The following is a 22,540-nucleotide window of genomic DNA, read 5'->3' on the forward strand; positions in this document are numbered from 1 at the left end:
TCATGAGCACGCACGAGAGCGGAACCACGCCGGACATCGGCACGATCATGTCGGCCAGCCCGGTGATGGCCCTGTTCCGGGGGATGGACGCCGCGCCGGCGGTCGAGCTCGCGCAGCGCGCGTGGGACGTCGGCATCGCGCTCGTCGAGGTACCGATCCAGGAGGAGCGGTACCTGCCCGCGCTCGAGGCCGTCGTCGCCGCCGGCCGCGAGCGCGGCCTGCTGGTCGGGGCCGGCACCATCACGACGAGCGACCGGGTCGACGCTGTCGCGCGGGCCGGAGCGGCGTTCACCATCGCCCCCGGCCTGGACCCCGACGTCGTCGCCGCGTCTCGTGCGGCGGGCCTGCCACACCTGCCTGGGGTCGCGACCGCGAGCGAGATCCAGCGCGCCGTCGCGCTCGGATGCACATGGGTGAAGGCCTTCCCGGCCTCGCTGCTCACGCCGTCGTGGTTCCGGGCGATGCACGGGCCGTTCCCGCAGGTGCGGTTCGTGGCGACCGGGGGCATCGACGCCTCGAACGCCGAGGAGTTCCTCGACGGCGGCGCGAGCACCGTGGCCGTCGGGTCGGCGCTCGCGGACCGGTCGCAGGTGGACCGCCTCGCCGACGTCATCGCCCGGCGTAGCTGACAACGCCGTCCACGGTCCGAGACGGGACGGCCCGCGGTGTGACACGCCGCACGCCGCGTTGACAGCGCGCGCCCGGCTCGCCTAGCGTCGTCCTCACGGTCTCGAGTACCAGCATCAAGCCCCGGCTCGCTGGTCGGCAACCCTCCTGTGCGGTGGGGTGCCCCGGGTGACGACCTGGGCCTGGCTACCTGTCAGGTCAAGCGCATCGCTGCCGAGGACACCACGGACATGATCGAACGCCCCGCCTCTCGCACCTCCCGCCACGGCATCGCCGCGCGCTCCGGCGCCGGTCGATCCGTCATGTGTCCCAGCTGTCGCTGTACCGGCTGACGACCGCCGTCGCACCGGGCGCCTGACGCCCGGCCACCTCGGGCCACGCGCCCGGGTCCTTCGCGGTCGTCCCCGCCGACGGACGCCTTCTGCGCGCCGTCACCGATCCCCGTCCGCGGGTGATCGCCCCCGACAGCTTCGACTCGAGAGAGCACCCCATGACCACGCTGCCCACCTCCGCCCACACCCCCTCGACCGGCGCCGCCCGCGCCGCGACGCTCCGCCTCGGCGTCGACCTCACCACCGTCGGCGTCGCGTCGTCGCCGTACCGCCGCGCGAGCGCCCACGACGACGAGCGGATCGACGTGTCCGACGTCGCCCGGTACGTCCGGCTGGCGGAGTCCGCACGCGCGGACTTCGTGACGTTCGGGACCTCCTTCCGGCTGGAGTCCGGGGCGGCTCCGCGCCGCGACGCCTGGCTCGACCCCGCCGTCGTCGCGTCCCGCCTCGCCGACCCGCGCCACCTCGGCACCCACGCTCCGGCTCTCGTCCCGGCGCTGCCGGCCGGGCTCATCGACCCCATCCGGCTCGCGCACGCGATCGCCGGGCTGCACGCCCGCTCGGGAGGTCTCGGGGCCTGGCAGGTGACGCCGTCGCCCACCGCCGGTGGCGTGTTCGCGGAGATCCTCCGCGTCTGGGAGGCCGCACCGGACCGGCCGGGCGGCGACCGTCCGGCGCTCGTCGTCCCGGTCGGCTCGCCGGAGGACGTGAGCGTCGCCGGCCGCTACGCCGACGTCGTGCGACTGCGCGTCAGCGACCCCGAGGCGGCGCGAGCGCTCCGCGCCGGGGTCCGGACCGCGGCGGCGGGCGCGGGTCGTGACCCCGACGGCGTGCCGGTGCTCGTCGACGCCCTCACGGTCATCGCCGACGACGCCTCGAGCGCCGAGTTCCGCGCCGACCTCATCCGGGACGTGGGGGGAGTGGACCCCACCGAGGATCTGCTCACCATCGCCGGGACGCCGGCCCACGCAGCCGACGTCGTCGAGGAGTGGGTGCGCGCCGAGGCCGCTGACGGCGTCGTCGTCCTGCCCGGGTCCCTGCCCGCGGACGTCGTGGCGCTGGCCCGGGACGTCACGCCCGAGCTCGTCTCGCGCGGGCTCCTGGGCGACCCGTCGGGGGCGCCGTTGCGGGCACGCCGGACCGGGGCGCGTTCCGTCACCGTCTGACGCTCCGGCCCGGGGCGGGTCCGCGGACCGGCGTACGCTCCCGGGCGTGGGGACACGTGCGGAGGCCGAGGAGCTCACGACGGGGGAGTTCGCGCGCGCGTCGGGACTCTCGCACAAGGCGCTCCGGCTCTACGACGCGAACGGGCTGCTGCGGCCCGCGCGCGCCGACCCGAGCACCGGCTACCGGTACTACACGCGCGCCCAGACGGAGCGGGCGCGCGCCATCGCCCTGCTGCGCCGGCTGGACCTCCCGCTCGCCCGGATCGGCGAGATCCTCGACCTGGACGCTGAGGCGTTCGCCCGGGAGGTTCGCGGGTGGTGGGAGGACCAGGTGGGCAGCCTGTCCGAACGACGGGATGCCGTGGACCTGCTCGTCGAGACGTTCGGCCGTACGGACCCGCTCGGGCAGGGGCGTCCCGGCGCGGCGACGCCGCCGACGGATCCGGCCGCGCCCGCAGGGCCGCCGGCGCCGCGGCCCGGGCTCCCCGACGTCCACGCCGGCGACGTGCGTGTGCGCACGGTGCCGGCCCTGACCGTCGCCACGTCCACGTCGATCCTCGCGCAGGAGGACCTCGTGGCGGGCTTCACGGCGGCCGTGCTCCTCATCCGCGCCCACCTCGCCGGTGAGGGAGCCGAGTTCGGCAACGAGTACTGGGTCCTCTTCCACGGCGCCGTCCGCCCCGGCGCCGCTGCTCCCATCGAGGTGTGCGTGCCGTACTCGGGTCGGGTGGTTCCCGCGGAGGGCATCGCGCTCCGCGTGGAGCCCGCGCACCGCGAGGCGTACGTCGACGTCACGGCATCCGACTGCCGCTATCCGCGGATCATGGCGTTCTACGACGCCCTCGAGTCCTGGGTGGCGGAGCACGCCGAGCGGGTCGGGGGCACCGCCGGCTCGGTGCGCGAGGTGTATCCCGTGCCGTGGGCGGAATCGGGCGTCGTGGCGAGCATCGCCCAGCCCGTGGCTTGACCTTGCCCCAGGGGCAGACCCCACGGTGGTGCCATGCCGACAACGACCTCGTACGCCGCGCACAGCCGCTACTCCGACCCGGGCCGGTTCGCCGAGCTCCTGCAGGCCGTGGACCCCGATCCGGCGGCGATCCACGCCGCCGTCACCAACGCCGTCATCCACTACCGGGCCGAGGCGGGGGATCTCGTCGACGACCAGAGCGCGGACATCGACTCTCGCTGGATCGAGGCGATCCTCGCTCGCTACTGCTCCCGCGGGGAGTCCGACCTCACGGCGCCCCGCGAACCGGGGCGGCGGGTGGCGGGCTGCTGCCGCGACCACACCCTGCTCGCCGTCGCGATCCTGCGCGAGCACGGCGTCCCGGCACGGTCCCGCCACGGGTTCGCCGGCTACTTCCGGGAGGGGTTCCACCACGACCACGTCGTCGGCGAGCGCTGGGACGGGCAGCGGTGGGTGCGGTTCGACGCCGAACTCGGCGCTGACGACTTCCCGTTCGACGTCGCGGACATGCCCGTGGGCGACGGCGCCCCGTTCGTCACCGCAGCCGAGGCCTGGCTGGCGCACCGGACGGGCCGGGTCGACGTGAGCACGTACGGCGTCGACCCGTCGTTGCCGCAGCTCGGTGGGCACGCGTTCGTGCGGGAGTATGTGATCGGCGAGCTCGCCGCCCGGCAGCGGGACGAGATGCTGCTCTGGGACCTGTGGGGAGCGATGGTCGTCCCGGACGACGTCGGCCGCGTCGTACCGCCCGGGGTGCTGAGCGGCGTGCCCGAGACCGAGGCGGATGCCCTCGTGGACGAGGTGGCGGCGTTGCTGGTCGCGGCGGATGCCGGCGACGCGGAGGCCGAGGCCGAGCTCGGGCGGCGCTACGTCGCTGACGCACGACTGCGCCCGGGGGAGCGCGTGCTGACGGCCTCCCCGAGCGGGCGCGTCGGGGTGACGGATCTCGACGCCCGAGCCACCGACTGGGTCGCCGCGTCGTCGTTCGCAGTGGTCGCCGGCGAGTAGCGGGTCACGACGGCGGGCCGGGACCTTGACCGGGTGTGACGCCGGTCACTAGGCTCCTGGGCAACGCACCTGAGTAATCGATTGCTCGCGTGAGCGATCGACCCGTGGGCAACGCCGCCGAAGGGATCCGCCATGCGTACCCGTCACATCCCCGTTCCACCGCCGGCTCCGCGATCAGCGCGCTGGCGACGCCGTCGTCCCGCGCTCGTCGCCTCGCTCGTGACGGCGCTCCTCGCGGCGGGAGCGACCGCCGTCGTCGCCGGCCCTGCCGCGGCGAGCGAGGCGCCGTCGCCGGCGACGGTCGTCGCTCAGCTGACCGGCGTCGACGCGACGACCGACACCGCCGCGCAGTGGGGCGTCACCGGCACCGACCTCGGCATCATGTGGGACGACGGCGCCGGGGGTGTCCTCACCGCGTTCGGCGACACGTTCGGCGACTGGACGGGTCCCGGCGGCGGGGGAGGCGACTGGCGCAGCAACGTGCTGCTGCGCAGCACCGACACGGACCTCGCCGACGGCATGACGTTCGACTCCGCCGTCGAGGACACCCCCGGCCACGCCGGCGAGATCATCCCGTCGCTCAAGCAGCCCGGCGTCGAGCACACCACGATCCCGACAGCGGGGATCGAGGTCGACGGCGTGCAGTACCTCGCGTTCATGTCCGTGCGCCAGTGGGGCCCACCCGGGCAGTGGGACACGAACTTCTCGCGGATCGCGTATTCCTCCGACGGTGGGCAGACGTGGAACTCCACCGACGGCCCGACGTGGGAGAACCCGGGGGCAGCGACGTCCGAGGGTGACCACCCGTTCCAGATGGTGGCGTTCGAGAGGCGCGACGGCTACCTCTACATGTTCGGCACGCCGAACGGCCGGCTCGGCGCCGCGCACGTCGCCCGCGTCGCCGAGGCCGACATCCTCGACAAGGCCGCCTACGAGTACTGGACCGGCGAGGGGTGGGAGAGCGGCGAGGGCGCTGACGTGCGTGCCGCCGAGATCGTCGCCCCGAACGTCGCCGAGCTGTCCGTCCGCTACGACGCCCACTCCCAGCGCTGGCTCATGACGCACCTCGACCAGAACCTGGACCTCGTGCTGCTCAGCGCGCCGTCGCCCGAGGGCCCGTGGGCCGACCGCCAGGTGGTCGCGAGCTTCGCCGACTACCCCGGCCTGTACGGCGGGTACATCCACCCCTGGTCACCCGACGGCGAGCTCTACATCGCGCTCTCGCAGTGGGACCCGTACAACGTGTTCCTGATCCGCGTCGGACTCACGGCGGACGGGCAGATCAGCCGGGCCAACCTGCTCGCGGACCCGAGCTTCGAGCGGCAGCCGTCGACGGCGACCTCGGACCCGTGGGTCTGCTCGGGCAACTGCGGGACCGACAACAACCACACCTGGGCGTTCGCGGGCGGGAAGAACGGGTTCGTGCGCAACGACTCCGGGTGGAACTCGCTGCACCAGACCGTGCGGGTGGAGCCGAACACCGACTACCGGTTCTCCGCCTGGCTCCGGACGTCACCGAACAACGACGCCGGGTACGTCGGGGTGCGCGGGTCGAACTTCCAGGTCATCTCGGAGCACAACTTCCAGGCCGTGGCGGACTGGACGCGATACGACGTCGCGTTCAACTCCGGCGATCGGACGAGCGTGCAGGTCTTCGCCGGCATCTGGACGAACAACGGCGACATGTGGTTGCAGGTCGACGACTTCTCGCTCGCCCGCGCCACCGATCCGCCCCCCGCTCCGGACCCCGGCAGCGTCGACCTGCGGGTGCGCGCCCACGTGCAGTGCCGCGGCGGCGAGGCGGTCGTCGAGGTGACGGCGCAGAACAGGGAGCGCACGCCGTCGGACATCCGGATCGTGACAGCCTGGGGCGACGCGCGGTTCACGGGCGTCGAGCGCAACGACCGGGTCAGCGAGCGTTTCGAGACCGGGACGGACGAGCTGGATGCCGGCACGCTGTACGTCGACGGGTACACCTGGCGCGACGACCGCGCGCAGAACCAGCGCTACGAGGTGGACTACCGCGCCAGGAGCTGCTGACGGCCGGCGACCGTGCGGCGGTCAGTCCGCGTCGGTGTCGGCCTCGGGCCGGCGCGACGCCGACGCGGACCCGCCGGTGGCCGGTGCCGGGGTCGACTGCGGGGCAGGCGCCGCCGGAGCCGTCGCCGTGTGCGCCATCGAGCGCAGCGCGAACCCGATCAGGCCGATGACGACGCCGAGCCCGATCACGAGCGCCGCGACGCCGAACGCGACCACCGACGTGAAGAGGGAGGCGCGCAGGAACGACGCGTTCATGATCGTCGTCCGGGCGGCGGACAGGTCCTGCATCTCGGGATCGTCCTCGGCTACGCCGTCCTCGCGCAGCTGCGCCATCTCGTCGCCGAGCTCCGCGTACGTCCGGTCGCCGGTCGCCGCCAGCGCGTGGTGGTTGATGATGTCCGCCTGGGAGTACGCGGTGAGCGGCCCACGGACCTGCTGACCGGCGAACCACTGGGCGTCGTCCGAGACGGTGATCTCCTCGGCGGCGAGCTGGCTGGAGACCAGACCCCACGTCACGCCGCCGGCGATGACGAACACGATGCCGACGATGATCGTGATCAGCCCGGCGACGGCGGGGAACCGGCTCTGGCGTGGTGCGGACGTGCTCATGACGGCTCCCTGCGTTCGGCCGGGCGGTCCCGGGGTTGGTGGTGCGTCGAGCAAAGTCTGGCGGAGGCGGGTCGGCTCCGCCCGGGCAGAAGGTCCCAGCCAGTGATCCTCACTCCTCCCCCTTCGTGTTCGTCGCCTCAGGCGCTGCGGGGCTCGCTACGCTCACTCCTCCGCCTTCGTGTCACACTGGAGGCCGCATGCCGCCATCCGGGAGGAGATCCAGATGCTGAGCTCACTCGTGACGCTCGCCGAGACCGCGCACGAGACGGAGTCCGCCGCGCCCAACCCGTACGTCTACGGGGGTGTGACGCTCGCCATCCTGCTCTTCATGCTCCTCGTGGCGTTCGCGTTCCGCAGCGTCGGCACCCGGCACCGCTGAGGGGCCGCCGGAGGCATCCAGCCGTGGTTCGTCCCCCGCACGCCCGCCGACGCGTCGGCATCATGGGCGGTACGTTCGACCCGATCCACCACGGCCACCTCGTCGCAGCGAGCGAGGTGGCCGACGTGTTCGGTCTCGACGAGGTCCTGTTCGTGCCCACCGGCGCTCAACCGTTCAAGAGCGAACGACGTGTGGCGCCCGCGGAGCACCGGTACCTGATGGCGGTGATCGCGACCGCCTCGAACCCACGGTTCTCCGTCTCCCGGGTGGACATCGACCGACCCGGGACGACGTTCACGATCGACACGCTGCGGGACGTCCGGGCCTCGCTCCCGGAGGCGGAGCTCTTCTTCATCACCGGTGCGGACGCCCTCGGGCAGATCCTCACCTGGAAGGACGCCCAGGAGCTGTTCGAGCTCGCACACTTCATCGGCGTGACGCGGCCGGGCCACAGCCTCGACGACGAGGGCCTGCCGTCCGGCGACGTCTCGCTGCTCGAGGTCCCCGCCCTCGCGATCTCGTCCACGGACTGCCGCGCGCGCGTGCTGGCGGGCAAGCCGGTCTGGTACCTCGTGCCGGACGGCGTCGTGCAGTACATCGCGAAGCACGGGCTGTACGCGCCGGAGCACGCTGATCGCGCGCCAGAGGCCCAGGAGGTGACGGCATGAGCGACGAGACCGGGGAGACGCGGGGGGAGCGGCGGCGTCGTCGTGAGGCCGAGCGCGCCGTCGAGGAGTCGCGCGAGACCACGCTGACCCGACGCGAGCTCCGGGAGCGCGAACGGAGCCAGACGGGCGACGGCGTGCTTCCGGTCCCGCCGGCGCCGCCTTCGCCGCCTTCGCCGCCGGAACAGGCCCCGGTTGACGCCGCCCCGGCGGAGGTGCCGAGCCGGCGCTCGATGCGGGAACGTCTGCGGTCGACTCCGTCCGACGACGAGCCCGCCCTGCCGGAGACGCCGTCGGAGCGGACCGCGACCGTGCGGCGCCCCGTCGTCCGCACGCCGCCCGCCGCGAGCGGGACGCGCACCGTCGGCTCGGACGGTGCGCTGAGCGGGATCAGGCCGGCCCAGCCCGCGGCGCCGCCGACGCCCGCGCGGGGGAGCGTGGCGCACCCCGAGTCCCGCGTCGAGGTCACGTCGCCGATCGACTGGTCCTCCGCCGTCATCCCCCCGGTGCGGCTCGACCGCGCCGCACCGGCGCCCGCGCCGACGCCGACCCCGCCGGCGACCCCGCCACCGGCAGCGACCCCGCCGGCGCCGGTCCGCACCCCGGCGGCCGACGTGCCGCGTCCGCGAGCGCCCATGCCGGCGCCGGCGGCGGCCGAGGTGACGCAGCCCGTGGCGCCCGCCGTGTCCGACCCGCCGCCCGTCGTGGCGCCGCGGAGCGAGACCGTGGCGCCCGCCGCGCCTCCTGCACCGCCCGCGCGGCGGTCCGTGCGGGCGCCCGCGGAGCCGGAGGCGCCAGCCGTCCCGCAGTGGCGCCCCGTCCTCGCGGAGGGCGACGGCGCAGGGGTGCGCCCGGGCGGCGACGGGGCGGCCCCGGTGTTCCGGCCGGTCTCGGCGAGCGATGACGCGTTCGACGACGAGTACGACGACGATGACGACGTCGACGACGACGACTTTGACGACGACGACGAGAGGGGCTCGTCGGGGCGCGGTGGCTGGGTCACGGCGCTCACGGTGATCCTGCTCGTCGTCATCGGGCTCGCCCTCGGCGTGGGCATCTTCCTGGTGATCGAGTTCCTCGCCAACCGGAACGCCTCCGGGGCGACGGGTGCATTCGAGGGGGCGCGGGACGCCTACGTCGCCGCGGCCGGGCTGGCGCGGGGCGCACTCGCCCGAGGGTGAGGATCGGGTTCGCAGAGCCTGACCCTTGACCGCGGCGTCGGGTTGCGCTTCGATCTAAATCGATTCAGGCGCCGCGAACGCGGCGGGCGTCACCGGCAGCGAGGTCGGCGGCGCCGTCATCGGCCCGGAGACGGGCGGGACGGGGAGATCGATGCACGGGTCAGCACCTTCGCGCACCACCGGCCGGACCAGGACGACGCATTCCCGGCTCGTCGCGAGCCTGGCGGGCGCCGCCCTGGTCGGCGGGCTCACGCCCCTGCTGGCCACCGCCCCCGCGGTGGCCGCACCGGGCGACGTCCTCCTCCAGGAGAACTTCGACGAGGTCGCCGACGGCAGCCTTCCCGCCGGGTGGCTGGCCGCGGACGGCACCTGGGAGGTCGTGGACGGGGAGCTCATCGGCACGTCGACCGGATCCGGCCAGAACGCACGTCTCACCTTCGGCGAGCACGCGAACAACTACCGCGTGGAGGCGACGGTCCGCTTCGAGTCGGTCGTGAACGCGGCCCGATGGGCCGGCGTCATCCTCGACATCGGCGCGGACGGCACGGTGCCGTGGAGCCACGCGGTGCTGCGCTCCGGCTCGACCGCCCCGAACGGCACCGAGTTCGCCGTCCGCACCGGCGGAAACACGTGGAACGTCCTCACGGCCACGCCCGCGCCGGCCGACGCCGGGGTGGGGAACGACGTGCGGATCGCCGTCGAGGTCCAGGGCGGGCAGGCGCGCTGGTTCTGGGAAGGCACCCAGCTCGCCCGCACCACGGTTCTCCCGAGATCCGGCGACGGGGTGCTCGGACTCATCGCCAACGGCTCGACCGTCGCGTTCGACGACGTCGTCGTCACGGAGCTCGAGCCTGCGTCGCTGCTGCGCGACGATTCGGAACCGGCGTACGCCGTCGCCCACCGGGGCTACTCGACCATGGCGCCCGAGAACACGTCGTTCGCGATCGCTGCCGCGATCCACTCCGGTTCCCGCGGCATCGAGCTCGACGTGCAGCGCACGGCGGACGGCGCCCACGTCCTGTGGCACGACGACACGATCGACGCGAAGTCCGACGGCACCGGTCGGATCGCCGACCACACGCTCGAGGAGCTGCGACAGCTCGACGTCGGTTCGTGGTTCGACCCCGTCTTCAGCGGGGCGCGCATCACGACGTGGGAGGAGGCGCTCGACCAGCTCGCCGGCACCGGCCTGCTCATCAGCCTCGAGATCAAGTCCGGGTCGGTGCCGGAGACGCTGCAGGCGGTGATCGACCGCGGGATGACCGACCAGGTCGTGTTCACGAACTTCTCGACCGACCTCATCGCGCAGGCGCAGGCCTTCGCGCCCGAGATCCGGCGCGGCCTCATCATCTCCGAGGCGGCCGCCGACCCGATGCCCGCCGTGGAGCAGTACGGGCTGTCCGCGTACATCGCGGGGGCGAACTCGATCATCGCGAACCCGAGCATCGTCCCGCTCCTGCGCGAGGCGGGAGTCGCCGTCCAGGCGTGGACGATCAACGACGCGAACCGGTGGCAGCAGCTCACCGAGATCGGCATCGACGGCATGCTCACCGACCGCGCCGCCGAGTACGTCGGGTACACCGAACGCGTCCAGCAGGACGCCGCCCAGCCCGCGCAGGTGAGCATCGTGTCGCCCGGCGACGGGGCACGCCTCGACCGCGCGGACTCGCTCGCGATCGGCGTGAACGCGGTCAACGCGACGAACCTCACGGGAAGTCTCGACGGTCGCGGCGTCGACCTGGGCGCTCCCGTCGCGCTGCTCGGGCTCGCTCTCGGGGAGCACGTCGTCGAGGTGTCGGCGGACGGCGTCGAGCCGGTCTCGCGGACCTTCGAGCTCGAGGCCTCCCAAGCCGGGCTGCGTGCGCTCGTGGACGCGGCGGACGGGCTCTCCCGCGGGCAGCGCACCACGCTGCACTCCCTCGTCACGGCGGAGCTGTGGCGGGCCGTCGCGGGCGCTGCCGACGCGTACGCACGGGCCGGGACCGAGCCGGAGCTCATGCGCCTGGTCGCCGGGGACGCGCGGGCTCTGCTCTGACGCCCGGGCGACGGCGAGGGTCGGGGAGGGGCCGCCCGCTCGCCGTCGCCCGGGTCGGGCGCGCTCGCCCTCGTACACTGGTCGCCGACACTCGCCCGACCCGAGGAGCCTCGTGCCCGCCGATCCCCATTCCCGCCACCTCGCCGTGGAGGCCGCGCGCGCTGCCGCGGACAAGAAGGCGATCGAGATCATCGCGCTCGACGTGTCGGAGCGCCTCGTCCTGACCGACGTGTTCGTGGTCGCCTCCGGTGCGAACGAGCGGCAGGTCGCGTCGATCGTCGACGCCGTCGAGGAGGCGATGCACCGCGAGGGCGTGCGTGCCAGCCGGAAGGAGGGCGTGACCCAGGCGCGCTGGGTGCTGCTCGACTACGGCGACATCGTCGTGCACGTGCAGCACAGCGAGGACCGCGAGTTCTACGCGCTCGAACGGCTCTGGAAGGACTGCCCGGTGGTGGACCTGCCGGCCGACCTGGCGGGCCCGGACGCCGACGCGCCGGTCGACGCCGACGACCCGCGGGCCAGCGCGTGAGCGCTGGCCGGGTCATCCTCTGGCGGCACGGGCAGACCGAGTACAACGCCACCCTGCGCCTGCAGGGCCAGGTCGACATCCCGCTCAACGACTCGGGGACGGCGCAGGCCGCCCGGGCGGCCGCCGTCCTCGTCGACGAGAAGCCGGCCGCGATCGTCGCCTCCGACCTGGTCCGTGCTGCCGGGACGGCGCAGGTGCTGGGCGACCTCGCCGGTCTGGACGTGACGCTCGACGAGCGGCTTCGCGAACGTAGCTTCGGCGACTGGGAAGGGCTGACGCACGACCAGATCTCCGCCGGGTGGCCCGAGCCGTTCGCCGCGTGGGAGGCCGGCCTGCACCCCGAGGGCGTGAACGCGGAGCGCAAGGGAGTCGTGGGTGAGCGATTCGCCGCGGCGGTGCGCGAAGCGGCCGACGGCGTGGACGACGGCGGATCGCTCGTCGTGGTCTCGCACGGCGCCGCGATCGGCGCGGGGATCACAACGCTGCTGGGCCTGGACCCGGAGGAGTGGGCGGCGATCTCCGGGATCGGGAACTGCCACTGGTCGATGCTCGCGGCGTCCCGGCGGGCGCCCGGCTGGCGTCTCGTCGCGCACAACATCGGGGCCCTCTGACGGGCCGGGGCACGCCCGAGGGCGATTGGTGCCCAGGGCGGGCGATCGTCTAGACTGACCGAGCCCTGCGGGGCACCTGGGGCTGTGGCGCAGTTGGTAGCGCACTTCCATGGCATGGAAGGGGTCAGGGGTTCGAGTCCCCTCAGCTCCACCCAGCTGGACGTCGGAGAGCACCTGACATCGGTCGAGGCCGGGGTGCGAGCGCGCCGTGCGAGAGTTGATCGATGGCATCCCCGCAGACACTCAGTGAGACCGATCGGCGTGTCGTCGCGCTGTGGGCGGCCGACTGCGCGGAGCGAGTTCTTCCCTTGTTCGAGGCCGAAGCTCGCGGGGACGATCGCGCGCGAGACGGCCTCGACCGCGCTCGGGCCTTCGGACGTGGTGAGCTCGGTCCGGCCGAGGAGATCCGTCGGCGGTTCGTCGCCGGACGTGCGGCTCAGTCGGCGAAGGCTCCCGCTGCGGTGGCTGCGGCTCGATCGGCTGGGCAGGCCTCGGGCGTCGCTCACATGGGCGCGCATGCTCTGGGAGCGGCCGCATATGCCGCGAAGGCTGCTGCGCTCGTCGCGACTGATGAGGACGCTGGTCGTCGCGGTGAGGTCCGCTGGCAGCTCGATCACATGACGCCAGACGTCCGCGCTGCCTTGTCGCGCCTCCCCCTGCTCGGGGAGGACTCGTCCGGTCCGTTAGGGCAAGGGCTCCTGATGTCGGGAATGCTCGCCACGACGATCCGGGAGATCCAGGCCGAGCTCGCCCGCCCGAGGCCGTCGGCCGCAGGGACTGAGGGCAGCGTTCGTTGAGGCGTACGGCACGACCTCGCCGGTGTACCTGACGGTGCTCGTCGTTTTCCCTGGAGTCGCTCGAGGCTCCTGCGTAGTCTCCCCGGCATGACGGTCCCGTTCGACGACTGGGTCGCGGACAACTACGAGCGGTTGTGGCCCGAGCTGTTCGTCCCGTCCGCGATCGACGACGTCGTCGACGTGCTGGAAGCGTTGGCGGCCGGTCGGCCGGCGCTGGAGCTCGGGATCGGGACCGGACGGATCGCCGTGCCGCTCGCCCTGCGGGGCGTCGAGGTCCACGGCATCGAGCTGTCGCCACCCATGGCTCGCCGGGTGCTGGAGCAACCGGAGGGGGAGCGGATCGCGGTCACGATCGGGGATCTTGCGCACGTCTCGGCGGGATCCTCGTTCGGCCTGGTGTACGTCGTCCGCAACACCATCACCAACCTGACCACCCAGGACGCGCAGGTCGCGGCGTTCGCCAACGCTGCGGCGCACCTGGAGGCCGGTGGCGTCCTCGTCGTCGAGAACTACGTCCCGGAGCTCCGGCGCCTCCCACCGGACGAGAACGTGCACGTCTTCGCGGCCACACCCACCCACGTCGGCTACGAGGAGTACGACGTGGCTGCCCAGATCGCCGTCTCGCATCACACGTGGGTGATCGACGGCCAGGTCCGGTCGTTGGCCTCGACCCACCGGTTCGTGTGGCCCGCCGAGCTCGACCTCATGGCGCGAATGGCCGGCCTGGCGCTCCGCGAGCGATGGGCGGACTGGACGGGCACGGCCTTCACGAGCGAGAGCCGGAGCCACGTGAGCGTGTGGGAGAAGACCGCGTAGTCGGCGACCTTTTCCCGCCGGCCGACCTGCGTCGTCGACCTCACCCCGCGGCGCGCGGCCAGTCACTGCGCATGAGATCCCCGGTCGACACCAGTGTGCTCCTCGCGTCGGCGAGGTCGATGGACAGCAGCCACATCGCCCCTGCGACGGCGACGGCACCCGTCGCCACCGTGGCGACGAGCGGCAGGATCGCGACAGCCGCGGGAAGGCTCGCGATGACGGCGAGCAGCGCGAGCACGACCCCGGCGCGGAACGTCCAGATCGCTGTCACGGCCTCGTCGAGCGCGGCCTGGATCCCTGTGACGAGGGGGTCGACCACGTCGTCCAGAGCACGCAGCTGGATCGTCACCACCGCCCGGTACGCCTCGGAGGCCTCCCCGGTCCACGTGCGGTCCTGCTCGAGGAGTGAGGGTTCGATGTCCTCGACGAGGCCCATGGCGCGGCCGCCGACGTCGGCAGACCACGCGGCCGAGATCCGCTCGAGATCCCGCGGGTTCCCCAACGCGATGATGATCCGCTCCAGCGTCGCGATCAGGTCCCGGACGAGCTGGTCGAGCTGCTCGAGGGCCGCCGCCAGGGGTGAGCCGACGATGTCGACGGCGACGTCGACCATGACGCCTCCCGACTCCGAGAAGTCGTCCATCGCCTCGATGACGTACTGCCGCGCCTGAGCGATGAGGCGTTCCATGCTGCGGACGATCTCGAGAATGTCCTCCGGCTCCACGTGCGTTCCCTTCAGCTCCCGTTGCCCATCCCGTCGAGCCGTGCCTTCGCCGACTCGTCTGTCGTGAGGTACGTGACGTGCGTCTGACGCAGGGACTCCGCGATGTCCCGCGCCGCGTGGGCACCCTGGACCAGGAGCACCCATGCGTGCGTGCGGACCCCCTCGTATTGCAGCGCCGTCGCGTCGCCGAGGAAGGTGAACGCCCGCTCGACCGGCACGAGCGCCTCGACGACGTCCGCACACTCCGTGAGGCGGGTCGAGACGTCCCACCACAGACGGATCTCGTCGGGGAACTCGTCCGGGGATACCTCGACGGTCATGGCGTCCCCTCAGTGAGCAGGCCGAGGCGCCGGGCAACGGCCTGCGGGTCGACAAGGTCCCGCGCGAGCCGGCTCAGCGGCTCCGCCTGAACCTCGGACGCGACCGTCGTGCGTGCGGCGGTTCGCGCGTGCTCGATCGCCTCCCTGGTGGCGAGGGAGAGAACAAAGGCCGACTGCCCGCGGAGCCAGACCTCGTCGTACGCAACGTCGAGGAGGCGGCCGTCGCCATCAGTCGTAGCCACCACGCCGTGCTGAGCGCCGCCGTCATGGCGGGCGTGGCGGCGTGACTCGAGTCGCCCGCGCTGATCCACCACCGCACGCAGCACCTCGTCGACGAGACCCTTCAGGGCCTGCTCCGCGGCCCGCCGCTCGACGGCGCCCGCCGGCTGCTCGGCGATGATCGCGTGCAGTCCGCCCGGGAGGGTGTCCGACGCCGGCGGCATGGGCCGGGTAGCGGGCGGCGAGTCGCGCAGCCGCTCCGACACCGACGCCAGCACTGTCCGCAGCCGCCCGGCGTCGGCCGCTCGCACGGTGCTGCACACCACGGCCCCGAGCTCCTCCGGCTCGTAATGCTGTGGCCAGTCGGCGTCGACGACCACCGAGGAGATCGCCCCCGCCTTGTCGACGTGCACCGTGACTGACCCGGTGACGTCCGTCGCCTCGGCGGTCGCACCCTCGGCCTCGACCGCCTCCGCGACCTGGTGCATCCGATCCAGCGACTCCCGGATCTCGGCGATCCGGTCCAGGTCGACACCCATGCTTCCAGCCCCCGACGTGCTCGTGGACCCGCCCGCGTCCTCATCCGGTGAACGGCGATCGGAGGCGCGGCGGCGCGTGGTCGGTCCACGCAGGCTCCATCGTGGGCACGCCGGGATCGCGACGCGTCCGCCGTGCGGCGGCTCTCGGCCTACGTCACCGGACGTAGGCAGGTCCGGACGGGACGAGCCCGCCGGCACACGGGCGGCGAGACGCGAGCCCGACGACGTGGTCCTCAGCCGGCGGGCAGCGCCGCAGCGACCAGCGTCACCAGCGGCGGCAGGCTCGACCCGATCGTGCCGAGCACGCTGCCGCCCCGGGGGCGCCAGAGACCCATCAGGTCGGCGACACCCATCGCGAGGCTCGCGAGCAGCATGTACCAGGCCGCGGTGAGGACGATCGTCCGGCCGACGACGGCGTCTCCCGTCGTGAGGATCGCGAGCCCGACGAGCATCCCGACGCCGGCGAGCAGGTTCCGGGCGCCGACGACGAACGCCCACATCCGGATGTCGTCGACGTTGTCCGCCTCGACGTGCAGGAACCTCCGGGCGCGCTCGGAGGCGACGAGGAACATCTCGAGCGGAGCGGCCCCGAGGTACGCCACCGCGGCGACGAGCGCGGCGACCTGCGCGACGCCGTTCACGGTTCGTGCTCCGGAGTCATCGTCGAACCTCCCGCCGCGTCGGGCCGCGCCCATCCCACGACCAGTACCGCACCGAGCGTCCGCCGGGGCAACAGTGTTTTCCCTCGGCCCTCAGGGCTTCGAGCGGCCGCGTCAGCCGAACGCGGTGAGAGCCGCCGCGACGGCGAAGCCCAGCACGGCGAACAGCCCTGCCCCCATGCCGGCCTTCCTGGCCGCCTCCGGGATCATCGAGTCGATGAGCATCACGAGCAGTGCGCCGGCGGCGAAGCCGTCGACGGCGGCCTGGAACGTGGGCGAGGCGACGTCGGCGATCGCCCAGCCGGCCACCGTCGCCGCGGCACACACCACGGCGATCCCGAGCCACAGGCGCACGATCCACGCCCTGCTGTGACCCGACGCTCGCATCTCGACCGCGGCCCCGACCGACTCGGGCAGGTTGGACACGAAGATCGCCGCGAGCAGCCCGACGCTGACGCCGTCGCCGATCGCCAGCCCGATCCCGAGGACCGCCTGCTCGGGGATCCCGTCCAGGAACGCGCCGAGCGCGAGCGCCGTGCCGGACCCAGACCCGGATCCGGATGACGACCCGGTCCCCACGGACCCACCCGTGCGCCGACGCTCGCTCAGCCTGTCGAGCAACCGGTCCGCGGCGACGTACGTCAGCGCGCCGACCGCGAGCCCGACGGACACCGGCACGGCACCGGCCAGCCGTGCGCCCTCGCTGGCCAGGTCGAAGCTCACCGCGCTGATGAGCGCGCCGGCACCGAACGCGAGGACACCGCCGATGGCCTGGCGCGGCCAGTCCCTCACGACGCCCAGCACAGCACCGATCAGGAGGGACGAGGCGGCGACGGCGCCCCACAGGAGGGCCGCCGTCATCGCCCGGCCCCGGCAGGCCGGGCGTGGCTCGCGGTCGTCACCATGCCGGGATGATCCCACCGCCTAGGGTGTCCGGCATGACGTCGGAGGAGCACCGCTGATGCGCCTGCGCCGCAGCAACGTCCAGGGACGAGGCTTCCGGCGCGCCCGTGCCGGACGCGGCTTCACCTATACGGATCCGCGCGGGGCTCGCGTGACCGACCAGGCCACGCGCGCCCGCATCGAGGAGCTCGCTATCCCGCCGGCGTGGCAGGACGTGTGGATCTCGCCGCACGAGAACGGGCACATCCAGGCCACCGGCGTCGACGCCGCCGGACGTACGCAGTACCTCTACCACGCCGCCTGGCGCGCGAAGCGGGACCGCGTGAAGTTCGACCGCGCGCTGGAGCTGGCCGCGACGCTCCCTGCCGCCCGTCGCGGGGTGACTCGCGACCTCTCCGCACCGGAGCCGACGGCGGCTCGGGCGCTCGCCGTCGCGTTCCGCCTGCTCGACACCGCGTACCTGCGCATCGGGAGCGAGCGGTACGCCTCTCGGCACGGAAGCCGCGGCCTCGCGACGCTCCTCGTGCGTCACGTCGCCGTCGACGGCGACGTGGTCGAGCTCGAGTTCCCGGGCAAGAGCGGCGTCCTCTGGTCGGCACGGCTCGAGGACGCCCGGCTCGCTCGGGTGGTGGAGGAGATGCGGGACCGCCCCGCCCGGCAGCGGTTCCTGGCGTGGAGCGAGCGCGGCAGCTGGACGCCGCTCACGCCGGTGGAGATCAACGACGACGTCCGTGCCCGCACCGGGGAGGAGTTCAGCTCGAAGGACTTCCGGACCCTGCACGGCACGGTGATCGCGGCACGCGCCCTGGCCGACGCCGGACCGGCCCGCACCCGCCGGCAGCGGCAGGAGCGGGTCGTCGAGGCGGTGCGGCACACGGCAGCGACGCTCGGGAACACGCCGGCCGTGGCGCGCGCGAGCTACATCGACCCGCGCGTCGTGGACCGCTACCAGGCCGGGGAGGTCATCGTCGTACCCTCCGGCGGCTCGGCGGAGGCCGCGTTGCGGCGGCTCGTGCTCGGCGACGACGCCGAGTCGTGATCGGGCGCCGACGCGTCAGCCGCCCGCTCCGGCGGCGTTGACCATCCAGGCCACGCCGTACTTGTCGGTGACCATGCCGAACGTGTCGCCCCACGGCGCCTTGACGAACGGCTCCTGGACGGTGCCGCCGTCGGACAGCTTCTCGAACCACTCGCGGAGCTGCGGCTCGTCGTCGCCGCTGAGCGAGACGGAGTACGCGTTGCCCACCGTGTGGTCCATGCCGCTCGGGGTGTCCGCGCCCATGAGGGTGAACCCGTCGGCGGTCTCCAGCTGGCTGTGCATGACCCAGTCCTGCTCGGCCGGGTCCTGCGCCATCTGGAACTCACCGAACGTGCTGACGGTCAGCTCGCCGCCGAGAACCGACCGGTAGAACTCCATCGCCTCGCGCGCCTGACCGCGGAACGACAGGTAGGGGTTGAGTCGCGTGGCCATCGTGCATCCTCTCCGTGGACCTGGTGCTTCCAGTGTCGACCTACGCGGCGCCCGACGCGCGCGGTAGTGTTCGCCCGGCGTCGATGCGACGGATGGGAGTCTCGGTGGTCCAGAAGACGGTGGTGCACCTCACGGACGATGTCGACGGGGGGCCGGCTCAGCACACCCTGACGTTCGCGCTCGACGGCGTCGGCTACGAGATCGACCTGAGCGAGCAGAACGCCGGTCGGTTCCGCCAGTCGCTCGCTCCGTTCGTGCGTGCGGCGCGCCGGGCGGGCACGCCCCGTCGTCCGGTGCCGGTGCACGTCGAGGTCGACTCCTACGACCCCCAGGCCGTCAGGGCCTGGGCCCGCTCACGCGGGATCGACCTCCCGCCGCGCGGACGGATCCCGCAGGACGTCGTGGAGCAGTTCCACGCGGCGGGGAACTGAGTCACATCGCGAGCACGACGACGAGGATCGCGACCGCGACTGCGCTGGACAGCATCGTGATCCCGAGGAGGCGCTGCGTCCGCAGCTGAGCGTGCGTCGTGGTCTGCTCGGGCTGCACCGGGTGCACGAGGATCTCCACGGTGTCGCCCACGGTGTGCTGACCGCCGACGTCAGCCTCGTGCTCGGCGCCGCTGGAGTCGCGATAGGCGACGCGCGCGTTGTAGGTGGTGCCCTCCGAGGAGGGCGCCACCTGCGTCGAGCGCACGACGGCGCCGACGCGCCGCCACCCGGTGCGCCGGCCCTGGGCGCGAAGCAGGAACGTCGCCCCGATCGCGGCCTCGACGACGGCGAGCCCGAGCAGGACGACGGAGACGATCGGCATGGGCACAGTCAATCAGCCGGGCGGTCGATCCGTGCCCCGCGGTAGACGGCGGTGCGCAGCTCGTGGGCGTACTCCGCGAGCTGAGGCATGCCGGACCGCCGCGCGACGGCGAGCTCACCGTCCACGTCGTACGGCACGCGGACGATCTGGACCCCGAAGGGGTGGGCCGCGGATCCACCTGCCACGCCCTCGACGACGACGTACGCCGCCGTCGTCTCGTCCAGAGGGTTCCCGACGCTCCCGACGTTGAGCAGCGTCCGGCCGCCGCGCTGGGCGACGTAGGCCGCGTGGATGTCGCCGTAGCCGACGACCGACGGCGCCGGGCCGTCGCCCGTGAACGGCGTCGCCTGGAACATCCCGTCGAACTCGGCGTCGGTGTGCTGGGCGTGGACGCGGTCGAACTCGCTCGTCGCTGACGCGTGGAACAGACGGATCCGGCGCCCGCTGAGCTCGACGTCGTGGCTCCCCGGCAGGCCGGCCAGCCAGTCCCGGTTCTCCGCACCGAGCTCGGCGTGCCACCACTGCCCGCCCTCGGCGCGGTACACGTCGGGGCTCGTGAGGTAGTGCTCCCAGTTGCCGCGCACGGTGACGGCGCAGCGCTCCCTGCTGATCTCGGCAGCGAGGGCGCCGCGGGGACCCTTCCCGGCCACGTCGCCGAGGTTGTAGACGGTCGCGATGCCGCGGGCCGCGATGTCGGCGAGCACGGCCTCGAGCGCCGTGACGTTGCCGTGGATGTCCGAGACGATCGCGATGCGGTCCACGCAGGCACGCTACCGGCACGCCCGAGCGCGCTACCGGCGTCGGGTGGGTGGGCGCAGCGCCGCACGCGCACCGTCGGCCACGGCGGAGGCGAGCGCGTCGAGCGCCGGGGAGCGGAGCTTCCACTGCTGCCAGTAGAGCGGCACGTCCACGGGACGCTGCGGATCGAGCTCCACGAGCCCGTCGGCGGCGCCGACGACTCCGACGTCGAGCTCCATGAGCAGCCCCCAGCCGAAGGACAGCCGGACCGCCCGCGTGAACGCCGCCGTCGCCGGCACGTAGTGGCGGGGCGGGGACCAAGCCCGCTGCGACCGGCGGCGCAGGTACCGGTCCTGCAGGTCGTCCTTGCGGTCGAAGACCACCATCGGTGCCACGGCGAGGGCGTCGACGGTGACGCCGTCCGGGAACCAGCGCTCGGCGTACGCGGGAGTGGCCATCGCGCGGTAGCGCATCCGTCCGAGCGGGGTCACCGTGCATCCCTGGACCGGCGTCCGCAACGATGTCACCGCCGCCATCGCGGTGCCGTCGCGGAGCAGGCGTGCCGAGTGGTCCTGGTCCTCCCGGACGATGTCGACGCGGACCCGGTCGGCGACGGGCGCGAGCGCCGGCAGCGCCCAGGTGTCCAGCGAGTCCGCGTTGACGACGATCGGCACCGACGGGGGAGCGGAGGGCGCCTGGCCGAGCGCGCGGCCGGCGTCGTCCGTGAGCACCTCGACCTGTCTCGCGAGACGGAGGACCTCCTCGCCCGACGCCGTCATCCGCGCCGGGTGCGTGCGGACGACGAGCACCCGCCCGACCATCTGCTCGAGCGCCTTCACGCGCTGGCTGACGGCGGACGGGCTGACGTGCAGGCGCCGCGCCGCGCCGTCGAACGTGCCCTCCGACGCGACGGCGGCGAGCGCAGCGAGCTGGCCGAGGTTCCACTCCATGAAGCGATGCTAACGGGAGCGCAGAAAGATGAGCTGTACTTCATGGCCCCGTCTCCGTAGCGTCGCTCCCGTGCCCGCCTCGGTCCTCGCCACGCTCTCCGGCCTCGTGACCGGCCTGGGGCTCATCGTCGCGATCGGCGCCCAGAACACGTTCGTGCTGCGCCAGGGCCTGCGCCGGGAGCACGTCGGCCGGGTGGTGGCGGTGTGCCTGCTCTCCGACGTCGCGCTGATCGTGGCCGGCGTGGGAGGCATCGGCACGCTCGTGGAGCGGCTGCCCGCCGTCGTCACCGTGCTGACCTGGGCGGGCGCGGCGTTCCTGGCCGGGTACGGCGTGCTCGCCGCACGCCGGGCGTTGTCCCCGGACGGGGCTCTCGGCGACGCCGCGCCACCCCCGACGTCCGGCCGGTCGGCGGTCGCCGTCGCCGCCGCGCTCACCTGGCTCAACCCCCACGTCTACCTCGACACGGTGGTCCTGCTCGGTTCCGTCGCGAACGCGCAGCCGGGCGTGCTGCGGTGGTGGTTCGCCGCCGGGGCCGTCGTGGCGAGCGCCGTCTGGTTCGGGGGCCTCGGATTCGGAGCGCGGCTGGTGGCCCCAGCGCTCGCGCGCCCGAACGCCTGGCGCATCCTCGACGGCGCGATCGCCGTCGTCATGCTCACGCTCGCGGTGCTGCTGGTGCTGCGCGCGTAGGTGCCGGCCGGCGCGCGACCGCGTACCGGAACGCGCACGCCAGGCGGTAGCTGCCGTCCGTGCGGCGGAACGGTGCGGCGGCAGCGAGCACGACGGGCGCCGTCGTCGCGATGGTGGCGTCGTCCTCCCCGAGCAGGACGGCGCGCACGAGCGTCTCGTCGTCGGCGGCGTCCCACGGAGTGTCGACCAGGCCCGCCTCGACGAGGGTCAGCCCGGCATCGGCGAGGAGGGCCTCCAGGCCACCGGCCCCACGGAGCTCGCCCTCCGGGAGCGACTCCTCGCCGTCGGCGGCGGCGACGGCGGCCTCGATCGTGGCGAGGTCGTTGCGGCTGTCCTCGGCCCAGCTCGCGACCGCCACGTGCCCGCCGGGAGCCGTCACCCGGACGAGCTCCGCCAGTGCCGCGTCGACGTCGTCGGCGAACTGCAGGGCGTTCACCGCCGTCACGAGGTCGAACGCCCCGTCGCCCCACGTCAGCGACTCGGCGTCGCCGGGTCGCAGGTCAGCGCCAGGCAGCCGCGCCCGCGCCTGGGCCAGCATCCCCGGCGCCGGGTCCACGCCGGCGACCCGCAGGCCGCGCGCTTCCAGGTGGGCGAGCAGGTCGCCCGAACCGCAGCCGACGTCGAGCACGCGGGCACCGGCCCCGGCCTCGCTGGCGCGCAGCAGGGCGTCCCAGGCCGGTGCGGCGAGATCGCCCCAGAGGCGTGACCAGTCCTGTGCCACGAGCGACCAGCGGTCCGGGTCGGCGCCGTCCAC

General features: G+C 73.5%; 27 protein-coding genes, 1 tRNA gene and 1 riboswitch. Of the genes, 17 read left to right on the forward strand and 11 right to left on the reverse strand.

Annotated features, from left to right (window positions below; translation table 11 throughout):
• The first annotated feature begins 2 nt into the window (after positions 1-2).
• The 5 genes from BCAV_RS08190 (at position 3) to BCAV_RS08210 (ending at position 6,140) form a co-directional block, all read left to right on the forward strand.
• Entirely contained in the window at positions 3-629 is a 627-nt protein-coding gene (locus tag BCAV_RS08190) for a bifunctional 4-hydroxy-2-oxoglutarate aldolase/2-dehydro-3-deoxy-phosphogluconate aldolase (protein WP_015882123.1), read from the forward strand.
• Between the two features lie 97 nt (positions 630-726).
• Positions 727-838: riboswitch (SAM riboswitch) on the forward strand.
• Positions 839-1,117: 279 nt separating this feature from the next.
• Positions 1,118-2,125 (forward strand): LLM class flavin-dependent oxidoreductase, encoded by a 1,008-nt coding sequence (locus tag BCAV_RS21580; RefSeq protein WP_015882124.1) that lies wholly within the window; start codon positions 1,118-1,120, stop codon positions 2,123-2,125.
• 46 nt (positions 2,126-2,171) lie between these two features.
• Positions 2,172-3,092 carry a MerR family transcriptional regulator gene (locus tag BCAV_RS22500; RefSeq protein WP_015882125.1) on the forward strand — a complete coding sequence of 307 codons (921 nt, stop codon included), beginning with the start codon at positions 2,172-2,174 and terminating at the stop codon, positions 3,090-3,092.
• 33 nt (positions 3,093-3,125) lie between these two features.
• Positions 3,126-4,100, forward strand: coding sequence for a transglutaminase-like domain-containing protein (locus BCAV_RS08205; RefSeq protein ID WP_015882126.1), 975 nt, complete (start codon positions 3,126-3,128; stop codon positions 4,098-4,100).
• Positions 4,101-4,232: 132 nt separating this feature from the next.
• Positions 4,233-6,140: a glycoside hydrolase family 183 protein gene (locus BCAV_RS08210; protein WP_144016745.1), complete on the forward strand. Its 1,908-nt coding sequence runs from the start codon at positions 4,233-4,235 to the stop codon at positions 6,138-6,140.
• 21 nt (positions 6,141-6,161) lie between these two features.
• On the opposite strand, the gene BCAV_RS08215 is transcribed toward BCAV_RS08210, so the two are convergent.
• The gene (locus BCAV_RS08215; protein ID WP_015882128.1) at positions 6,162-6,749 is read right to left on the reverse strand and encodes a hypothetical protein; all 588 of its coding nucleotides are present in this window, start codon (positions 6,747-6,749) and stop codon (positions 6,162-6,164) included.
• Positions 6,750-6,972: 223 nt separating this feature from the next.
• Between BCAV_RS08215 and BCAV_RS23195 the strand changes: the two genes are divergently transcribed.
• The 9 genes from BCAV_RS23195 to BCAV_RS08255 all read left to right on the forward strand — a co-directional run bounded on the left by BCAV_RS23195 (position 6,973) and on the right by BCAV_RS08255 (position 13,762).
• A complete protein-coding gene (locus BCAV_RS23195) occupies positions 6,973-7,128 on the forward strand; it encodes a hypothetical protein (RefSeq protein WP_015882129.1) in 156 nt (51 codons plus the stop codon).
• Positions 7,129-7,151: 23 nt separating this feature from the next.
• Positions 7,152-7,796: a nicotinate-nucleotide adenylyltransferase gene (gene nadD / locus BCAV_RS08220; protein WP_015882130.1), complete on the forward strand. Its 645-nt coding sequence runs from the start codon at positions 7,152-7,154 to the stop codon at positions 7,794-7,796.
• Complete coding sequence (locus tag BCAV_RS22505) at positions 7,793-8,974, forward strand: hypothetical protein (RefSeq protein WP_015882131.1); 1,182 nt, start codon at positions 7,793-7,795, stop codon at positions 8,972-8,974. Before nadD ends, BCAV_RS22505 begins: the two co-directional genes overlap by 4 nt.
• 151 nt (positions 8,975-9,125) lie before the next feature.
• A complete protein-coding gene (locus tag BCAV_RS08230) occupies positions 9,126-11,009 on the forward strand; it encodes a glycerophosphodiester phosphodiesterase family protein (RefSeq protein ID WP_015882132.1) in 1,884 nt (627 codons plus the stop codon).
• Positions 11,010-11,121: 112 nt separating this feature from the next.
• Positions 11,122-11,538 carry a ribosome silencing factor gene (gene rsfS, locus BCAV_RS08235; RefSeq protein ID WP_015882133.1) on the forward strand — a complete coding sequence of 139 codons (417 nt, stop codon included), beginning with the start codon at positions 11,122-11,124 and terminating at the stop codon, positions 11,536-11,538.
• Positions 11,535-12,149, forward strand: a complete 615-nt coding sequence (locus BCAV_RS08240; protein ID WP_015882134.1) for a histidine phosphatase family protein — start codon at positions 11,535-11,537, stop codon at positions 12,147-12,149. Before rsfS ends, BCAV_RS08240 begins: the two co-directional genes overlap by 4 nt.
• 78 nt (positions 12,150-12,227) lie before the next feature.
• Positions 12,228-12,300 (forward strand) — tRNA-Ala (locus BCAV_RS08245).
• A 73-nt stretch (positions 12,301-12,373) separates the two neighbouring features.
• The gene (locus BCAV_RS08250; protein WP_050761698.1) at positions 12,374-12,946 is read left to right on the forward strand and encodes a putative immunity protein; all 573 of its coding nucleotides are present in this window, start codon (positions 12,374-12,376) and stop codon (positions 12,944-12,946) included.
• Positions 12,947-13,033: 87 nt separating this feature from the next.
• Positions 13,034-13,762, forward strand: coding sequence for a class I SAM-dependent methyltransferase (locus tag BCAV_RS08255; protein WP_015882135.1), 729 nt, complete (start codon positions 13,034-13,036; stop codon positions 13,760-13,762).
• 40 nt (positions 13,763-13,802) lie between these two features.
• Here the strand turns inward: BCAV_RS08255 and BCAV_RS08260 are convergent, their stop codons facing one another.
• The 5 genes from BCAV_RS08260 to BCAV_RS08280 all read right to left on the reverse strand — a co-directional run bounded on the left by BCAV_RS08260 (position 13,803) and on the right by BCAV_RS08280 (position 17,084).
• The gene (locus BCAV_RS08260; RefSeq protein ID WP_144016746.1) at positions 13,803-14,450 is read right to left on the reverse strand and encodes a hypothetical protein; all 648 of its coding nucleotides are present in this window, start codon (positions 14,448-14,450) and stop codon (positions 13,803-13,805) included.
• 47 nt (positions 14,451-14,497) lie between these two features.
• Positions 14,498-14,806 carry a hypothetical protein gene (locus tag BCAV_RS08265; RefSeq protein ID WP_015882137.1) on the reverse strand — a complete coding sequence of 103 codons (309 nt, stop codon included), beginning with the start codon at positions 14,804-14,806 and terminating at the stop codon, positions 14,498-14,500.
• Complete coding sequence (locus BCAV_RS08270; RefSeq protein WP_015882138.1) at positions 14,803-15,564, reverse strand: hypothetical protein; 762 nt, start codon at positions 15,562-15,564, stop codon at positions 14,803-14,805. The genes BCAV_RS08265 and BCAV_RS08270 overlap by 4 nt, the downstream gene beginning before the upstream one ends.
• Before the next feature lie 233 nt (positions 15,565-15,797).
• Positions 15,798-16,205, reverse strand: coding sequence for a DUF1304 domain-containing protein (locus tag BCAV_RS08275; RefSeq protein WP_015882139.1), 408 nt, complete (start codon positions 16,203-16,205; stop codon positions 15,798-15,800).
• A 132-nt stretch (positions 16,206-16,337) separates the two neighbouring features.
• The gene (locus tag BCAV_RS08280) at positions 16,338-17,084 is read right to left on the reverse strand and encodes a ZIP family metal transporter (RefSeq protein ID WP_015882140.1); all 747 of its coding nucleotides are present in this window, start codon (positions 17,082-17,084) and stop codon (positions 16,338-16,340) included.
• A gap of 100 nt (positions 17,085-17,184) precedes the next feature.
• Between BCAV_RS08280 and BCAV_RS08285 the strand changes: the two genes are divergently transcribed.
• Positions 17,185-18,165: a DNA topoisomerase IB gene (locus tag BCAV_RS08285; RefSeq protein ID WP_015882141.1), complete on the forward strand. Its 981-nt coding sequence runs from the start codon at positions 17,185-17,187 to the stop codon at positions 18,163-18,165.
• A gap of 15 nt (positions 18,166-18,180) precedes the next feature.
• Here BCAV_RS08285 and BCAV_RS08290 read toward each other — a convergent pair whose 3' ends face one another.
• Positions 18,181-18,597, reverse strand: a complete 417-nt coding sequence (locus BCAV_RS08290) for a VOC family protein (RefSeq protein ID WP_015882142.1) — start codon at positions 18,595-18,597, stop codon at positions 18,181-18,183.
• 104 nt (positions 18,598-18,701) lie between these two features.
• On the opposite strand from BCAV_RS08290, the gene BCAV_RS08295 reads away from it, so the two are divergent.
• Positions 18,702-19,028 carry a histone-like nucleoid-structuring protein Lsr2 gene (locus BCAV_RS08295; RefSeq protein WP_015882143.1) on the forward strand — a complete coding sequence of 109 codons (327 nt, stop codon included), beginning with the start codon at positions 18,702-18,704 and terminating at the stop codon, positions 19,026-19,028.
• Between the two features lies 1 nt (position 19,029).
• Here the strand turns inward: BCAV_RS08295 and BCAV_RS08300 are convergent, their stop codons facing one another.
• Genes BCAV_RS08300 through BCAV_RS08310 form a run of 3 tightly spaced genes read right to left on the reverse strand, consistent with a single transcriptional unit; the run spans position 19,030 to position 21,098 of the window.
• Entirely contained in the window at positions 19,030-19,410 is a 381-nt protein-coding gene (locus BCAV_RS08300) for a DUF3592 domain-containing protein (RefSeq protein ID WP_015882144.1), read from the reverse strand.
• Positions 19,411-19,418: 8 nt separating this feature from the next.
• Positions 19,419-20,171, reverse strand: coding sequence for a metallophosphoesterase family protein (locus tag BCAV_RS08305; RefSeq protein ID WP_015882145.1), 753 nt, complete (start codon positions 20,169-20,171; stop codon positions 19,419-19,421).
• Between the two features lie 30 nt (positions 20,172-20,201).
• Positions 20,202-21,098 carry a LysR family transcriptional regulator ArgP gene (locus BCAV_RS08310; protein WP_015882146.1) on the reverse strand — a complete coding sequence of 299 codons (897 nt, stop codon included), beginning with the start codon at positions 21,096-21,098 and terminating at the stop codon, positions 20,202-20,204.
• Positions 21,099-21,126: 28 nt separating this feature from the next.
• Here BCAV_RS08310 and BCAV_RS08315 point away from each other — a divergent pair, with 28 nt between their 5' ends.
• Positions 21,127-21,786: a LysE/ArgO family amino acid transporter gene (locus BCAV_RS08315; RefSeq protein ID WP_015882147.1), complete on the forward strand. Its 660-nt coding sequence runs from the start codon at positions 21,127-21,129 to the stop codon at positions 21,784-21,786.
• Here BCAV_RS08315 and BCAV_RS08320 read toward each other — a convergent pair.
• The gene (locus BCAV_RS08320) at positions 21,752-22,540 is read right to left on the reverse strand and encodes a class I SAM-dependent methyltransferase (protein WP_015882148.1); all 789 of its coding nucleotides are present in this window, start codon (positions 22,538-22,540) and stop codon (positions 21,752-21,754) included. The genes BCAV_RS08315 and BCAV_RS08320 overlap by 35 nt on opposite strands.

It is taken from the genome of Beutenbergia cavernae DSM 12333, assembly GCF_000023105.1.
GTDB lineage: Bacteria > Actinomycetota > Actinomycetes > Actinomycetales > Beutenbergiaceae > Beutenbergia > Beutenbergia cavernae.

Excerpts from the sequence above, each read along its gene's own strand:
- BCAV_RS08190 (WP_015882123.1), top strand. The coding sequence starts at position 3 with ATGAGCACGCACGAGAGCGGAACCACGCCGGACATCGGCACGATCATG.
- BCAV_RS21580 (WP_015882124.1), top strand. The coding sequence starts at position 1,118 with ATGACCACGCTGCCCACCTCCGCCCACACCCCCTCGACCGGCGCCGCC.
- BCAV_RS08205 (WP_015882126.1), top strand. The coding sequence starts at position 3,126 with ATGCCGACAACGACCTCGTACGCCGCGCACAGCCGCTACTCCGACCCG.
- BCAV_RS08210 (WP_144016745.1), top strand. The coding sequence starts at position 4,233 with ATGCGTACCCGTCACATCCCCGTTCCACCGCCGGCTCCGCGATCAGCG.
- BCAV_RS08215 (WP_015882128.1), bottom strand. The coding sequence starts at position 6,749 with ATGAGCACGTCCGCACCACGCCAGAGCCGGTTCCCCGCCGTCGCCGGG.
- BCAV_RS23195 (WP_015882129.1), top strand. The coding sequence starts at position 6,973 with ATGCTGAGCTCACTCGTGACGCTCGCCGAGACCGCGCACGAGACGGAG.
- BCAV_RS22505 (WP_015882131.1), top strand. The coding sequence starts at position 7,793 with ATGAGCGACGAGACCGGGGAGACGCGGGGGGAGCGGCGGCGTCGTCGT.
- BCAV_RS08230 (WP_015882132.1), top strand. The coding sequence starts at position 9,126 with ATGCACGGGTCAGCACCTTCGCGCACCACCGGCCGGACCAGGACGACG.
- BCAV_RS08250 (WP_050761698.1), top strand. The coding sequence starts at position 12,374 with ATGGCATCCCCGCAGACACTCAGTGAGACCGATCGGCGTGTCGTCGCG.
- BCAV_RS08255 (WP_015882135.1), top strand. The coding sequence starts at position 13,034 with ATGACGGTCCCGTTCGACGACTGGGTCGCGGACAACTACGAGCGGTTG.
- BCAV_RS08260 (WP_144016746.1), bottom strand. The coding sequence starts at position 14,450 with ATGGAACGCCTCATCGCTCAGGCGCGGCAGTACGTCATCGAGGCGATG.
- BCAV_RS08265 (WP_015882137.1), bottom strand. The coding sequence starts at position 14,806 with ATGACCGTCGAGGTATCCCCGGACGAGTTCCCCGACGAGATCCGTCTG.
- BCAV_RS08270 (WP_015882138.1), bottom strand. The coding sequence starts at position 15,564 with ATGGGTGTCGACCTGGACCGGATCGCCGAGATCCGGGAGTCGCTGGAT.
- BCAV_RS08280 (WP_015882140.1), bottom strand. The coding sequence starts at position 17,084 with ATGACGGCGGCCCTCCTGTGGGGCGCCGTCGCCGCCTCGTCCCTCCTG.
- BCAV_RS08285 (WP_015882141.1), top strand. The coding sequence starts at position 17,185 with ATGCGCCTGCGCCGCAGCAACGTCCAGGGACGAGGCTTCCGGCGCGCC.
- BCAV_RS08290 (WP_015882142.1), bottom strand. The coding sequence starts at position 18,597 with ATGGCCACGCGACTCAACCCCTACCTGTCGTTCCGCGGTCAGGCGCGC.
- BCAV_RS08300 (WP_015882144.1), bottom strand. The coding sequence starts at position 19,410 with ATGCCGATCGTCTCCGTCGTCCTGCTCGGGCTCGCCGTCGTCGAGGCC.
- BCAV_RS08310 (WP_015882146.1), bottom strand. The coding sequence starts at position 21,098 with ATGGAGTGGAACCTCGGCCAGCTCGCTGCGCTCGCCGCCGTCGCGTCG.
- BCAV_RS08315 (WP_015882147.1), top strand. The coding sequence starts at position 21,127 with ATGAGCTGTACTTCATGGCCCCGTCTCCGTAGCGTCGCTCCCGTGCCC.